Source organism: Pseudomonas sp. SCB32 (assembly GCF_009189165.1).
Classification (GTDB): Bacteria; Pseudomonadota; Gammaproteobacteria; order Pseudomonadales; family Pseudomonadaceae; genus Pseudomonas.
Genome location: NZ_CP045118.1, coordinates 4,376,080 through 4,390,583 on the forward strand (window position 1 = coordinate 4,376,080; position 14,504 = coordinate 4,390,583).

At 66.1% G+C, this 14,504-nt stretch carries 11 protein-coding genes; 4 read left to right on the plus strand and 7 right to left on the minus strand.

Features of this window, described 5'->3' with window-relative positions; translation table 11 throughout:
• Positions 1–17 precede the first annotated feature (17 nt).
• The gene (locus GA645_RS19955) at positions 18–1,850 is read left to right on the plus strand and encodes an ABC transporter ATP-binding protein (RefSeq protein WP_152224698.1); all 1,833 of its coding nucleotides are present in this window, start codon (positions 18–20) and stop codon (positions 1,848–1,850) included.
• A 182-nt stretch (positions 1,851–2,032) separates the two neighbouring features.
• Here GA645_RS19955 and GA645_RS19960 read toward each other — a convergent pair whose 3' ends face one another.
• From GA645_RS19960 to zwf, 3 genes are read right to left on the minus strand one after another with little or no spacing between them, the layout of a single operon-like run.
• On the minus strand, positions 2,033–2,680 hold the full coding sequence (locus tag GA645_RS19960) for a bifunctional 4-hydroxy-2-oxoglutarate aldolase/2-dehydro-3-deoxy-phosphogluconate aldolase (protein ID WP_152224699.1): 648 nt from the start codon (positions 2,678–2,680) through the stop codon (positions 2,033–2,035).
• Positions 2,681–2,697: 17 nt separating this feature from the next.
• On the minus strand, positions 2,698–3,414 hold the full coding sequence (gene pgl, locus GA645_RS19965) for a 6-phosphogluconolactonase (protein WP_152224700.1): 717 nt from the start codon (positions 3,412–3,414) through the stop codon (positions 2,698–2,700).
• Positions 3,401–4,870: a glucose-6-phosphate dehydrogenase gene (zwf, locus tag GA645_RS19970; RefSeq protein ID WP_152224701.1), complete on the minus strand. Its 1,470-nt coding sequence runs from the start codon at positions 4,868–4,870 to the stop codon at positions 3,401–3,403. The genes pgl and zwf overlap by 14 nt, the downstream gene beginning before the upstream one ends.
• A gap of 186 nt (positions 4,871–5,056) precedes the next feature.
• Between zwf and GA645_RS19975 the strand changes: the two genes are divergently transcribed.
• Positions 5,057–5,914 (plus strand): MurR/RpiR family transcriptional regulator, encoded by an 858-nt coding sequence (locus tag GA645_RS19975; RefSeq protein WP_152224702.1) that lies wholly within the window; start codon positions 5,057–5,059, stop codon positions 5,912–5,914.
• A gap of 121 nt (positions 5,915–6,035) precedes the next feature.
• Here the strand turns inward: GA645_RS19975 and GA645_RS19980 are convergent, their stop codons facing one another.
• From GA645_RS19980 to edd, 3 genes are all read right to left on the minus strand, one after another.
• Positions 6,036–6,872 (minus strand): D-hexose-6-phosphate mutarotase, encoded by an 837-nt coding sequence (locus GA645_RS19980; protein ID WP_152224703.1) that lies wholly within the window; start codon positions 6,870–6,872, stop codon positions 6,036–6,038.
• A 169-nt stretch (positions 6,873–7,041) separates the two neighbouring features.
• Complete coding sequence (locus GA645_RS19985; protein ID WP_152224704.1) at positions 7,042–8,031, minus strand: glucokinase; 990 nt, start codon at positions 8,029–8,031, stop codon at positions 7,042–7,044.
• Between the two features lie 105 nt (positions 8,032–8,136).
• On the minus strand, positions 8,137–9,963 hold the full coding sequence (gene edd, locus GA645_RS19990) for a phosphogluconate dehydratase (protein ID WP_152224705.1): 1,827 nt from the start codon (positions 9,961–9,963) through the stop codon (positions 8,137–8,139).
• Between the two features lie 128 nt (positions 9,964–10,091).
• Between edd and gap the strand changes: the two genes are divergently transcribed.
• Positions 10,092–11,096: a type I glyceraldehyde-3-phosphate dehydrogenase gene (gene gap, locus GA645_RS19995; RefSeq protein WP_152224706.1), complete on the plus strand. Its 1,005-nt coding sequence runs from the start codon at positions 10,092–10,094 to the stop codon at positions 11,094–11,096.
• A 196-nt stretch (positions 11,097–11,292) separates the two neighbouring features.
• On the plus strand, positions 11,293–12,075 hold the full coding sequence (locus GA645_RS20000) for a hypothetical protein (RefSeq protein ID WP_152224707.1): 783 nt from the start codon (positions 11,293–11,295) through the stop codon (positions 12,073–12,075).
• Positions 12,076–12,135: 60 nt separating this feature from the next.
• On the opposite strand, the gene bglX is transcribed toward GA645_RS20000, so the two are convergent.
• A complete protein-coding gene (gene bglX, locus GA645_RS20005; RefSeq protein WP_256676204.1) occupies positions 12,136–14,421 on the minus strand; it encodes a beta-glucosidase BglX in 2,286 nt (761 codons plus the stop codon).
• Between the last annotated feature and the right edge of the window lie 83 nt (positions 14,422–14,504).

The window sequence follows — 14,504 nt, forward strand, 5'->3', positions numbered from 1 at the left end:
CCAACCCGAGAAGAATCATGCTTTACCGTCGTTTCGAGCGTCTGATCGATCCCTTCCGCGACGTCCCCGAGCGCATGCCGCCGTCCGACGTCATCCGCTTCTACGTCTATTACCTGCGCCAGGTCTGGCCGGTCTTCCTCGCCCTGCTCTTCGTCGGGCTGATCGTCGCGCTGATCGAAGTCGCGCTGTTCAGCTACCTCGGGCGCATCGTCGACCTCGCGCAAGGCACCGCCCCTGCCGACTTCTTCTCCCTGCACGGCCGCGAGCTGATCTGGATGGCCGTCGTCGCGCTGGTCCTGCGCCCGCTGTTCAACGGCCTGCACGACATGCTGGTGCACCAGAGCATCAACCCCAGCATGACCAACCTGATCCGCTGGCAGAACCACCGCTACGTGCTCAAGCAGAGCCTGGGTTTCTTCCAGAACGACTTCGCCGGACGCATCGCCCAACGCATCATGCAGACCGGCAACTCCCTGCGCGACTCCGCCGTGCAGGTGGTCGACGCCATCTGGCACGTGGTCATCTACACGATCAGCGCCCTGGTGCTGTTCGCCGAGGCCGACTGGCGCCTGATGATCCCGCTGGTGCTCTGGGTGATCGGCTACGTCGGCGCCCTGGGCTACTTCGTGCCGCAGGTGAAGCGCCGCTCGGTGGCCGCCTCGGATTCGCGCTCCAGGCTCATGGGCCGCATCGTCGACGGCTACACCAACATCACCACCCTCAAGCTGTTCGCCCATACGCGCCAGGAAGAGGACTACGCCCGCGAGGCCATTGACGACCAGACCCGCAAGGCCCAGCGCGCCGGGCGCGTGGTGACCTCGATGGACGTCACCATCACCATCTTCAACGGCCTGCTGATCGCCGGCACCACGGGCCTCGCCCTGTGGCTGTGGAGCCAGTCGCTGATCTCGGTGGGCGCCATCGCCCTGGCCACCGGCCTGGTCATCCGCATCAACAACATGTCCGGCTGGATCATGTGGGTGGTCGGCGGCATCTTCGAGAACGTCGGCCAGGTGCAGGACGGCATGCAGACCATCGCCCTGCCCCGCCAGGTGGTGGACAAGCCAGAGGCCAGGCCACTCACGGTAAATCGTGGCGAGGTGCGCTTCGAGAAAGTGTCGTTCAGCTACGGCAAGGGTGGCGGCCTGATCGACGACCTCGACCTGGTGGTGCGCCCCGGCGAAAAGATCGGCCTGGTCGGCCCCTCCGGCGCCGGCAAGTCCACCCTGGTCAACCTGCTGCTGCGCCTGTACGACCTGGAAGGCGGCCGCATCCTGATCGACGACCAGGACATCGCCGGCGTGACCCAGGAAAGCCTGCGCGCGCAGATCGGCATGGTCACCCAGGACACCTCGCTGCTGCACCGTTCGATCCGCTCCAACCTGCTGTATGGCCGCCCGGACGCCGGTGAGGCGGAGCTGCAGGACGCCATCCAGAAGGCCCGCGCCTCGGAGTTCATCCCGCAACTGAGCGATGCCGAGGGCCGCCTTGGCCTCGACGCGCACGTCGGCGAGCGCGGCGTGAAGCTCTCCGGCGGCCAGCGCCAGCGCATCGCGATCACCCGCGTGCTGCTCAAGGACGCCCCGATCCTGATCCTCGACGAAGCCACCTCGGCGCTGGATTCGGAAGTGGAAGCGGCGATCCAGGAAAGCCTGGAGACCCTGATGCAGGGCAAGACGGTGATCGCCATCGCCCACCGCCTCTCCACCATCGCGCGCATGGACCGCCTGGTGGTGCTGGAGCATGGTCGCATCGTCGAGAGCGGCAGCCATGCCGAGCTGCTGGCCCATGGCGGGCTCTATGCGCGGCTATGGCGGCACCAGACGGGTGGGTTTGTCGGGGTGGATTGATCGTTTGCCCTGGAATGCACCAAAGCATCCGTTATCTGTAGGAGCGAGCTTGCTCGCGAACAGCCCGAGCATCAGAGCCGCCGGGAGGTCCATTCGCGAGCAAGCTCGCTCCTACGAAAAGCACTTCAAACGCGCATAAAAAGGCCCGGCACAAGGCCGGGCACGTCCAAATCCAGGACAGCTCAGTGTGTATCCAGTAACTCCAGCGCCTCGCGGCTCAGGCGTTCGACCGTGGCCCAGTCGCCGCTGTCGATGGCAGCCTTGGGCAGCATCCAGCTGCCGCCCACGCACATCACGTTGGCCAGCCGGTAGTAATCATTCAGGTTGTCCGGACCGACGCCGCCGGTGGGGCAGAAACGCACCTCCGGGAACGGCCCGCCGAAGGCCTTGAGTGCCTCCACGCCGCCGCAGACCTTCGCCGGGAACAGCTTGAAGCGGCGCAAGCCGTAACGGTACGCCGCCATGATCTCCGAGGCGGTGGCCACGCCCGGCAGCAGCGGTACCGGGCGGGTCACGGCGTATTGCAGCAGCTCGTCAGTGCAGCCCGGAGTGACGATGAACTGCGCCCCCGCCTCTTCCGCCTGGCGGAAGGTTTCCGGGTCGAGCACGGTGCCGGCGCCGACGATCAGCTCCGGGCGCTGCTCGCTCAGTTGGCGAATGGCAGTGAGGCCCAGCGACGTCCGCAACGTCACCTCCAGGACAGTGATCCCTCCGGCAGCGAGGGCATCCGCCATGGGCAGGATGTCCGCCTCGCGGTCGATGGTGATCACCGGCAGGATGCGCGCGCGCTGCGCCAGGGCATCGATCTGCTGGATGTGTTGTTCAGACATTGCGGTAACTCCGTGCCTCAAGGGCACCAATGGATCGAAAGAGGTGCGCGCAGGAACGCGTTGATCGGCATGCGCTGGTCGTCGTTGTCACTGAGCGCCCGGCTCAGGGTGGCCAGCTTGGCTTCGCCCTGGATGGCCAGCAGTTGCACGCGCGCCCCCTGCAGCATGGCGCGGGTCAGGGTGAGGCGCTGATGCGGCACGCTCGGCGCCCACATCGGCAGGCAACGGCGCGTGCTCGCCGGATCGAGCGCTTCGGCCAGGCCAGCGCTGCCAGGGAACAGCGAGGCGGTATGGCCGTCGTCGCCCATGCCCAGCACCAGCACGTCGATGGGCAGGTGCAGCTCATGCAGGAAACGGTCGGTCTTGTCCGCCGCCTCTTCCAGCGAGACCGCCGGCTGGTACAGGCTGATGAAATGCGCCTTCGCTGCTGCCCCCTGGAGCAGATGACGGCGCAACAGGCCGGCATTGCTGTCCGGATGCGACTCAGGCACCCAGCGCTCGTCGGCCAGGCTCACGGAGACCTTCGACCAGTCCAGCTCGGCGCCGCTCAGCGCTTCGAGGAAAGCAATCGGACTACGCCCGCCGGACACCACCAGCAACGCCCGGCCACGCTCGGCCAGCGCGGTACGCAATCCATCGGCCACGGCAACGGCCAGTCCATTCGCCTGTTCAGCGGCGTTGTTCCAGGTTTTCCAGGCCATGCCTTCAGCCAGTCTCGGTTCAGAGATCGCCATACCAGTCCCTCCCATCGCGCGCGACCAGGGCAACGGCGGCCTGCGGCCCCCAGCTCCCCGCCGGGTAGGGCTTGGGCTCTTCGCCCAGGCGCCCCCAGCCCTCGATCAGGCCGTCACACCATTTCCAGGCGGCCTCGATCTCATCCTTGCGGACGAACAGGTTCTGGTTGCCTTGCGTAACCTCCAGCAGCAGTCGCTCATAGGCATCCGGGGTACGGGCGGTCTGGAAGGTCTCGGAGAAATTCAGTTGCAGCGGGCCGGTGCGCAGTTGCATGCCCTTGCCCAGCCCCTGGTCCTTGGTCATCACCTGCAGGGCAATCCCCTCGTCCGGCTGCAGGCGGATGATCAGGCGGTTGCTGATCAGCGAGCGCTGCTCCGGGGCAAAGATGTAGTGCGGCGGTTCCTTGAAGTGGATGACGATCTGCGACAGCTTCTGCGGCATGCGCTTGCCGGTACGCAAGTAGAACGGCACGCCGGACCAGCGCCAGTTGCGAATGTCCACGCGCAGCGCGACGAAGGTCTCCGCATCGCTGTTGGGGTTGGCGTTTTCCTCGGCGAGGTAGCCGGGCACCGCCTTGCCGTCGATGAAGCCGGCGGTGTACTGCCCGCGCACCACGCGAGTGGCCAGTTGCTCCGGCGCAATGGGCTCCAGTGCACGCAGCACCTTCACCTTCTCGTCGCGGATGCTGTCGGCGGTCAACTGTGCCGGTGGGTCCATGGCGATCAGGCAAAGCAGCTGCAGCAGGTGGTTCTGCACCATGTCGCGCAGCTGGCCGGCCTTGTCGAAGTAGCCCCAGCGGCCTTCGATGCCGACCTGCTCGGCCACGCTGATTTCCACGTGGGAGATGTGGTTCTGGTTCCACTGGGTCTCGAACAGGCTGTTGGCGAAGCGCAGCGCGATGAGGTTCTGCACCGTCTCCTTGCCCAGGTAGTGGTCGATCCGGTAGATGCGGTTTTCCGGGAAGAACCGCGCCACCGCGTCGTTCACTGCGCGGGAGGACTCCAGGTCGTGACCGATGGGCTTCTCCAGCACCACGCGGGTGCGCTCGTCGAGGCCGACGGCGGCGAGGTTCTCGCAGATACTGCCGAATACCGAGGCGGCGGTGGCGAAGTAAGCCACCAGCGTCTGCGCGTCGCCGACCTTTTCGGCCAAGGTCACGTAGGAGCCGGCGTCGAGGAAATCCATGCTCAAGTGAGTCAGCCGCGCATGGAAGCGTGTCCATACCGACTCGTCCCACTCATTCGCCGGCACCGCCTGGCGCAGGCGCTGCTCGATCAGGGCCAGGGGCGACTGGCTGGCACCCTCGTCGCGGGCCAGGGTGAGAATACGGGTATCGCCATGCAACAGCTCTTCACGATCCAGCTGGTACAGCGCTGGAAGCAGCTTGCGCAGGGCGAGATCACCCAGGGCGCCGAACAGCGCCAGGGTGCAGGGAAGAACGCGGACTTCAGACATTTGTTGTTACCAACCAAATTTTTAGCGATAGTTAGCCTTCCACACCAACATTAAGACAAATATGTAGTAATTAAACAACATATTTTTGCCGCTTCGCGCCGTTCTTGGTCGCCTGCCGGCCTGACGTTAGGATAGCGCCGCTGGCCGCCCCAACTCGGCCAACCGTCGATTGCCCAAGGAGCACGGATGAAAAACCTGCTGGAGCAGATCCAGAGCCGTCTGGAACAGCTGAACAAGGCCGAGCGCAAGGTCGCCGAAGTGATACTGCGCGACCCACAGCAGGCCACGCGCTTCAGCATCGCCGCGCTGGCCCAGGCCTCCAGCGTCAGCGAGCCAACGGTGAACCGTTTCTGCCGCTCCTTCGGCATGAGCGGCTATCCGGAGCTGAAGATCCAGCTGGCCCAGAGCCTGGCCAGCGGCGCAGCCTTCGTCGCCCAGGCGGTGGCCGAGGACGACGGCCCCGAGGCCTACACCCGGAAGATCTTCAGCAGCACCATCGCCTCACTGGACAGCGCCTACAAGCTGCTCGACCCGAAAGTGATCGACCGCGCCGTGGACCTGCTGATCCAGGCCCGGCAAATCCACTTCTTCGGTCTTGGCGCCTCGAGTTCGGTGGCGCTGGATGCGCAGCACAAGTTCTTCCGCTTCAACCTGGCGGTGTCGGCCCACAGCGATGTGCTGATGCAGCGGATGATCGCCTCGGTGGCGCATACCGGCGACCTGTTCGTGGTGATTTCCTATACCGGGCGCACCCGCGAGCTGGTTGAAGTCGCGCACCTGGCGCGGGAGAACGGCGCGTCGGTGCTGGGCCTGACCGCCGCCGACTCGCCGCTGGCCCGCGCCAGCACCCTGAGCCTGGACGTTCCGCTTCCGGAAGACACCGACATCTATATGCCGATGACCTCGCGGATCATCCAGCTCACCGTCCTCGACGTGCTCGCCACCGGCGTGACCCTGCGCCGCGGCGTGGACTTCCAGCCGCATCTGCGACGGATCAAGGAGAGCCTGGTGCCGACGCGCTACCAGCTCGATGAGGAAGATTGAGACGGGTTCAGCCTGTAGGAGCGCCCCATGGGCGCGATTCGCGGGCATGACCCGCTCCTACGGAGAACCAATGGGCATCGCGCGCCCACACGCTTCTACGAACGCGCGACGCAGGCCCTGATCAGACCAACCCGGCCCGCAGGTTCAGCAACATCCGCTCGCCTTGCGCAAGGATTAGCCCACCAGCGCGGTAGCCGGCCGCACCGATGCACAGGAAACGATCCGCCTCGGCCGCCGCCACCTGCTCCACCGCGCGGCTGCCGGGGTGCCAGATGACGCTGCCGGCACCGACATTCTTGTCGATGCGCAGGCGACGTTGCCAACCGGCATCTTCCAGCACCAGGGAACCGGTGTTGTAGAGCACCTGCTTGACCGCCCCGCTCGGGGCCCAGGTGTTGGGCAGGCCGCTGGCCTTGCCGTCCAGCTCCATGCCATGGACCACCGAGCGGCGCAGCGAGCCCACGCGCCAGTATGGCTGCAGGGCGAAACTGAACAGGCAGTCGCTGTCATCCTCGTGGTAGCTGGAAAGTTCGATATCCAGGTCCTGGCCCAGGCGCGCCTCCAGGCGCACGTGCCAGTCCTCCACATCCAGCTGCCAGCTGACCACCACCTTGCTGTCGTCGGCCCAGGCGTCGAGCATCCGCCATTCGCGCTGGCGCGCCCAGCCATGCTGGGGCCAGTCGGACTCCACCGGATGGCTGCCGAACCAGGGCCAGCAGACCGGGATGCCGCCACGGATCGGCGCCGTGCTGAGGCTCGGCCACTGGCTGGAGCACCACAGCAGCGGACGCGCGCCGCGTGGCTGGAAGTGCAGCAGTTGCGCGCCCTGGCGGCTGAACACCGCCTGGCACTGCGGATGGTCGATCAGCAGCAGGTCGCGACGCTGGAAGCGCACCCAGTCGAAGGGGCGCTTGGCCCGCATGGAATGAAAAAAGCGCTGCAGCGGGTGCTCGACCATTATCCGGATGTCCTGATCCAATCCCTGCCCGGACACTCCGGGGCGTGAAGATCTCTGTAGTTTCACTACATTCGATGAAAGGCGGCGATTCTACCCGCAAAGCCTAGTCACGCGCAGCGCCCACGCCAACGAAATGCTCATCCACAAGAGCAGCCCCTGCCCGCGCGGCTCAGGCCTTGGCCCGCAAGGCCTGCTCCAGTGCAACGCCGGCGCCGAACAGGCCGGGATGCTCCGCCATCATCACCCACACCGGCACCTGCTCCAGGTACGGCCCACTGGTCTTGCCCCGTGCCGAGAAGGCAGCGGCGAAACCGCTACGCTGGAAACGTTCGAGGAAGCGCGGAACGATGCCGCCGGTGATGTACACACCGCCCAGCGCGCCCACCGTCAGCGCCGCGTTGCCGGCAACCCGCGCCAGCCACTGGAAGAAGTGTTCCAGCACCGCGTCGGCGTAGGCATCGCCGCTCATGGCGCGCTCGCCGATCTGCGCAGCGCTGGCGCACTGCGGCTCGACGCCATCGATCTGACAGCTCATGCGGTAGAGGTTTTCCAGACCGCTGCCAGAGAGCACTCGCTCGGCGGACACATGGCCGTACTTTTCCCGCAGCAGCTGCCAGAGAGCGAAATCGCGCTCCGAGGTCACCGGCAGGTCCACATGCCCACCCTCGCAGGGCAGCACCTCCCAACCGCCGGCCGGCAGCGGCATCAAGCTGGCGACGCCCAGGCCAGTGCCAGGGCCGATGATCAGTTTCGCGCGCCCCTCCAGCGCATTGCCGGGGCGCACCTGCACCAGGTGCTCCTCCGACAGCCGCGACGCCGCCCAGGCCATGGTGCTGAAGTCGTTGACCAGCAATAGATGGCTCAGGCCCAGCGCGGCGCGGAAGGCGTCGCGCTTGATCACCCAATGGTTATTGGTGAAGCGGAAGTCACCGGAGCCCACCGGCCCGGCGCAGGCCAGGCAGACATTGTGGATGGCGGAGAGCGGCTGGCCGATACGCTGGAGGTAGTCGCGCACGGCATCCTCCGGGCGCGGGTAGTCGGCGCAGGCCAGGATCTGGATGGACTCGAGGACTTCACCACGCCACAGGGCAAAGCGGGCGTTGGTGCCACCAATGTCGCCGACCAGGGCGAATGCGTTATGGGCGCTGCTGGAATTCATGGCGAGCTCGGCCTGGAGGTTGTGGGAAAGGGCTCATGCCAGCATAGGCCATCGACCCGGGCCCTCCCGCGCGATGGGCAATCCGTCGCGCGGGAGGCGCATGTCTCAGCGCGAGCCGTTGAGCTCGGCGGTGAAGCTGCACGCCCCCTGCTCGGCCGGGCTGAAGGCCTGGCGCATGAAGGCGAAGAGTTCGCGGCCCATGCCAAGGTTATCGATGACCGGGGTTTCCACCAGCGGACGAGCGTCCCATTCGGCCGCCTCCACCAGCACGCGCAGCTCGCCGGTGGTGCCGTCGACGCGCACCACGTCGCCATCGCGCAGCTTGGCCAGCGGGCCACCGTTGAGCGCCTCCGGGGACACGTGGATTGCCGCCGGCACCTTGCCGGAAGCGCCGGACATGCGCCCGTCGGTGACCAGCGCCACCTTGAAGCCCCGGTCCTGCAGCACGCCGAGGAACGGTGTGAGCTTGTGCAGCTCCGGCATGCCGTTGGCACGCGGACCCTGGAAGCGCACCACGGCTACCAGGTCGCGCTCCAACTCGCCGGCCTTGAAGGCGGCGGCCAGGCTGTTCTGGTCGTGGAAGATGCGTACCGGCGCTTCGACGATCTGGTGCTCCGCCGCCACGGCGGACACCTTCATCACGCCACGGCCGAGGTTGCCTTCCATCAGGCGCAGGCCGCCTTCCGGGGAGAACGGCTTGTCGATCGGGCGCAGGATGTTCTCGTCCAGGCTCGCCGCCGGGCCTTCGCGCCAGACCAGCTTGCCCTCGTCGAGGAAGGGCTCCTGGATGTAGCGACGCAGCCCCTTGCCGACCACGGTCTGCACGTCTTCATGCAGCAGGCCGCCATCGAGCAGCTGGCGGATCAGGAAGGACATGCCGCCCGCCGCCTGGAAGTGGTTGATGTCGGCCTGGCCGTTCGGGTAGATGCGCGCCAGGGTCGGCACGACTTCGGAGAGCTCGGCCATGTCCTGCCAGGTCAGCTGGATGCCGGCGGCCTGGGCGATGGCCAGCAGGTGCAGGGTGTGGTTGGTCGAGCCGCCGGTGGCCAGCAATGCAACCACGGAGTTGACCATGGCCTTCTCGTCGACGATCTCCGCCATTGGCACGAACTGGCCGTTCTCCGGCGTCAGGCGCGCGGCCTGGCGAGCGGCTTCGCGGGTCAGCTCGTCACGCAGCGGGGTGTTCGGGTTGACGAAGGAGGCGCCCGGCAGGTGCAGGCCCATCACTTCAACCAGCAACTGGTTGGTGTTGGCGGTGCCGTAGAAGGTGCAGGTGCCCGGCGCGTGGTAGGAGGCCATCTCCGAGGCCAGCAGCTCCTCGCGGGTGGCCTTGCCTTCGGCGAACAGCTGGCGCACTGCGGCCTTCTCCTTGTTGGAGATGCCGGTAGGCATGGGGCCTGCGGGCACGAAGACCACCGGCAGGTGGCCGAAGCGCAGCGAGCCGATCAGCAGGCCGGGGACGATCTTGTCGCACACGCCCAGGCACAGCGCGGCGTCGAACATGTTGTGGGACAGCGCGATGGCGGTGCCCATGGCGATCACGTCACGGCTGGCCAGGGACAGTTCCATCCCCGGCTCGCCCTGGGTCACGCCGTCACACATGGCCGGCACGCCGCCGGCGAACTGGCCGATCGAGCCGATCTGCCGCAGGGCGTCCTTGATCAGTTCGGGGAAGCGCTCCAGCGGCTGGTGCGCGGAAAGCATGTCGTTGTAGGCGGAGACGATGGCCACGTTGGCCTGGTTCATCAGCCGCAGGGCCTGCTTGTCGGATTCACCACAAGCGGCGACGCCGTGGGCGAGGTTGCCGCAGGGCAGCGTGCCACGGTGCGGGCCCTTGGTGGCGGCTGCCTTGACCAGGTCGAGGTAGCGCTGGCGCGTGGCCGCGCTGCGGGCCTGGATGCGCTGGGTGACTTCGAGCACACGGGGGTGCATGGCAGCATTCTCCTACAGACTATCAGTTGTTGTTTTTACAACATAATCTTCGAATACAAAGCGTTTACTTTTCTTCGAAGCAGAAATTTAATGTTTTTTACCACAACAAAAGAAAAGAGACGACCTTCATGACTATACGCCTGGCGATCAATGGATTCGGCCGCATCGGTCGGAACGTCCTCCGCGCACTCTACTCCGAGCCCTATCGCCAGCACCTGCAAGTGGTGGCGATCAATGACCTGGGTGATGCGGCGATCAACGCCCATCTGCTGCAGTACGACAGCGTGCACGGGCGCTTCCCCGGCCAGGTCGAGCATGACGCGGAAAGCCTTAGCGTAGGGGGCGACCGGATCGCCGTCACGGCCATCCGCAACCCGGCAGAACTGCCCTGGAAGGCGCTGGAGGTGGATATCGTGCTGGAATGTACCGGCCTCTTCACCGCCCGCGACAAGGCTGCCGCACACCTCGCCGCCGGCGCGCGCCAGGTGTTGATCTCGGCGCCGGGCCAGGGTGTCGACGCCACGGTGGTGTATGGCGTCAACGAACACATCCTGCGGCCGACGCACCGGATCGTCTCCAACGCCTCCTGCACCACCAACTGCCTGGCGCCGGTGGCCGAGGTGCTGCACCGTGAACTGGGTATCGAGCACGGCCTGATGACCACCATCCACGCCTATACCAACGACCAGAACCTTTCCGACGTTTACCACAGCGACCCCTACCGGGCGCGCTCGGCGACCCAGTCGATGATCCCCACCCGCACCGGCGCCGCCGACGCAGTGGGCCTGGTGTTGCCGGAGCTGGCCGGCAAGCTGACCGGGCTGGCGGTTCGAGTACCAGTGATCAACGTGTCGCTGGTGGACCTCACGGTGCAGGTCGCCCGCGCGGCCCATGTCGAAGAGATCAATGCGCTGTTCGAGCGCGCCAGCCAGGGCTCGGCGATCCTTGGCTTCAATCGTCAGCCGCTGGTCTCGGTGGACTTCAACCACGACTCGCACTCGGCGATTTTCGACGCCAGCCACACGCGGGTGAGCGGCAAGTTGGTCAAGGTGATGGCCTGGTACGACAACGAGTGGGGCTTCTCCAACCGCATGCTGGATACGGCGCGGGCGATGGCGGCGGCGCGGGGGTAAGGGTCCCCGGCTGTTCGTAGGATGGGTAGAGCGCAGCGAAACCCATGCTGCCGGTGCACGGAATCGATGGGTTTCGCTGCGCTCTACGCCATCCTACATGCGCGTGTCGGATTCTCCATCGCTACCATCGACGCCGCCAATCGCACCCAGCCCCGCCCTTGCTAGAATCCGCCGTCACTCTTTGCCCGCCACCTCCATGCTCGCCCTCAAGCTCACCCTGGTTCCGCTGTTCCTGTTGCTGATCTCGCTCTCCGGCCGCTGGTGGGGCCCCGCCGTCGCCGGCTGCCTCGCCACCCTGCCCGCGATCACCGGGCCGATTCTCTACCTGATCACCCTCGAGCACGGTCGCGATTTCGGCGCCCAGGCCGCGCTGCTGGCACTGGCCGCGATCTTCGCGTCGGAGGCATTCAACTTCACCTATGCCTGGACCTGCCGGCGCCACGCCTGGCCACTGGCGCTGAGCGGCGCGATGCTGGTCTGGCTGATCGCCGCCTGGGGGCTGACGCAACTGCCTGCCCTCCCCGCCTGGGCCCTGGCTGCCGCGGCACTGGGCACACTGACCAGCCAGCTGTTCATGCCACGCGCGGAGCTGCCGGCGGTCATCGCCCCCATCGGACGCTTCGAATTGGGCCTGCGCATGCTCGCTGGCGCCGTACTGACGCTCTCCGTCACCGCCCTCGCCGGCTGGGCCGGACCGAGCTGGAGCGGCCTGCTGGCGGTGTTCCCGCTGCTCTCCATCGTGCTCTGCGTGTCGTCGCAACGGCTGAATGGCGCGGGCTTCGTCATCGTCCTGCTGCGCGGCATGGTTACCGGGCGCCCGGCCTTCGGCGCCTTCTGCCTGTGGCTGGCGTTGCGACTGCCGGAAACCGACACCCTGCAGAGCTTTGCCGAAGCGGCGCTGCTGTCAGCACTGGTGCAGGGCGCGTTGCGCTGGATAATCGGGCGCCGGGCCAGAAAGCTGGCGAACACGGCGGCCTGAAAAAGAAAAACGCCACGGCTCGATGAGCCGTGGCGTTTTCGTTTGAGACGCGAGTGACGATTAAAGCAGCGTGAAGCTCTGCTCCTTCACGTTGTCCGAATCCAGGCCGACGTAGACCTTGAACTCGCCGGGCTCAGACGCGTAGCGCAGCTGGCTGTCGTAGAAGCGCAGGTCTTCCTCGCGGATCGGGAACTGCACCACCTTCGACTCACCCGGCTTGAGCATGATCTTGCTGAAGCCCTTGAGCTCCTTCACCGGGCGGCTGATCGAAGCGGCGACGTCGCGCAGGTAGAGCTGCACCACGGTCTCGCCGGCGACCTTGCCGGTGTTCTTCACAGTCACGCTAGCGGTCAGTTGGTCACCCTTCTTCAGCGTGGCGGCCGACATCTTCACATCCGAGACGCTGAAGTCGGTGTAGCTCAGGCCGAAGCCGAAGGGGTACAGCGGGCCGTTCTGCGAATCGAAATAGCGCGAGGTGTACTTGTTCGGGTGCTCGTGATCGAACGGGCGACCGGTGTTCAGGTGGTTGTAGTAGATCGGCACCTGACCCACCGAGCGCGGGAAGGTCATGCTCAGCTTGCCCGCCGGGTTGTAGTCGCCGAACAGCACGTCGGCGATGGCGTTACCACCCTCGGTGCCGCTGAACCAGGTTTCCAGGATGGCGTCGGCATTCTCGCTTTCCCAGCGCAGGTCCAACGGGCGTCCGTTCATCAGCACCAGCACCAGCGGCTTGCCAGTGGCCTTGAGGGCCTTGAGCAGCTCGATCTGGCTCTGCGCGATGTGCAGGTTGGTCTTGCTCGACGCCTCGTGGGCCATGCCCTGGGCCTCGCCGACCACGGCAACCACCACGTCGGCCTGCTTCGCCTTGGCCACCGCCTCGTCGATCATCGCCTTCGGGCTGCGGGAGTCGACGCTGACGTCCTCGTTGTATTCGTTGAGGTACTTGATGATCTCTTCGTCGTCGGTAACGTTGGCGCCCTTGGCGTAGAGCAGCGCGGCCTTGCCATGGGTCGCCGCACCCATGCCTTCGAGCACGGTCACCGCCTGGAACGCCTTGCCAGCGGCAGACCAGCTGCCCATCACATCGCGCTTGCTGTCGACCAGCGGGCCGATCAGGGCGATCACGCCGTCACGCTTGAGCGGCAGCACGCCGTTCTGGTTCTTCAGCAGGACCATGCCCTTGCGCGCGATCTCGCGGGCGTCGGCGCGGTGCAGGCGCTCCTCGGCGTCGGTATCCACCGGGTCGGTGCCTTGCAGGTAACGGTACGGGTCCTTGAACAGGCCCATGTCCCACTTGGCCGCCAGCACGTCGCGGCAGGCACGGTCGATCTCGGCCTGGCTGATCTTCCCTGCCTTGAGCAGCTCGGGCATGTGCTTGCCGTAGAGATCGTCGTTCATGTTCATTTCGACGCCGGCGTTGATCGCCAGGCGAGTGGCGTCGCGCTCGTTGGCGGCCACGCCGTGCTTGATCAGCTCGCCCACCGCGCCGTGGTCGCTCAGGGTCAGGCCCTTGTAGCCCCACTGGCCGCGCAGCAGGTCCTGCAGCAGCCAGGTGTTGGCGGTGGCGGGTACGCCGTTGATGCTGTTCAGCGACACCATCACCGCACCCGCGCCGGCCTCGATGGCGGCGCGATAAGGTGGCAGGTAGTCCTGGAACATGCGCTGCGGGCTCATGTCCACGGTGTTGTAGTCCCGGCCACCCTCACCAGCGCCGTACAGGGCGAAGTGCTTGACCCCGGCCATGATGGTTTCCGGCTGGTCCAGGCCCTTGCCCTGGTAGCCCTTGACCACTGCGGCGGCGACCTTGCTGGTCAGCCAGGCGTCCTCGCCGAAACCTTCGGAGACGCGGCCCCAGCGCGGGTCGCGGGCGATGTCGACGGTAGGCGAATAGGTCAGGTTGAGGCCGTCGGCGCTGGCTTCGATGGCCGAAACGCGAGCGCTGCGCTCGATGGAGGCCAGATCCCAGCTGGCTGCAAGGCCCAGGCCGATGGGGAACACGGTGCGATGGCCGTGGACCACGTCATAGGCGAAGAACAGCGGGATCTTCAGCCGGCTTTTCATCGCCGCGTCCTGCAGGTCGCGAATGCCCGGGCGCACCACGGTGTTGAACACCGCGCCGGTGGTACCGGCGGCGATCTCTTCCAGCAGTACCGGCTTGGGATGGTCGGGACCGACGCTGACCAGACGCAGCTGGCCGATCTTCTCTTCCAGCGTCATGCGCTGCATCAGGCTGTCGATGAAAGCATCCTTCGACTGTCCGGGCAGCGGCACGGCAGGGCCTTCGGTTGCGCTGAGCAAAGTGCTGTTCAGGCCCAGCAGGAGGCCGAGCCAGCAGATACGGCTGATTGGAGTTCTTTTCATATGGGCACTCAGCAACCGGCGACAGGCGCCAGCTCGCTGCAGAAGGTTGGAGTATCGATACCGGTTGC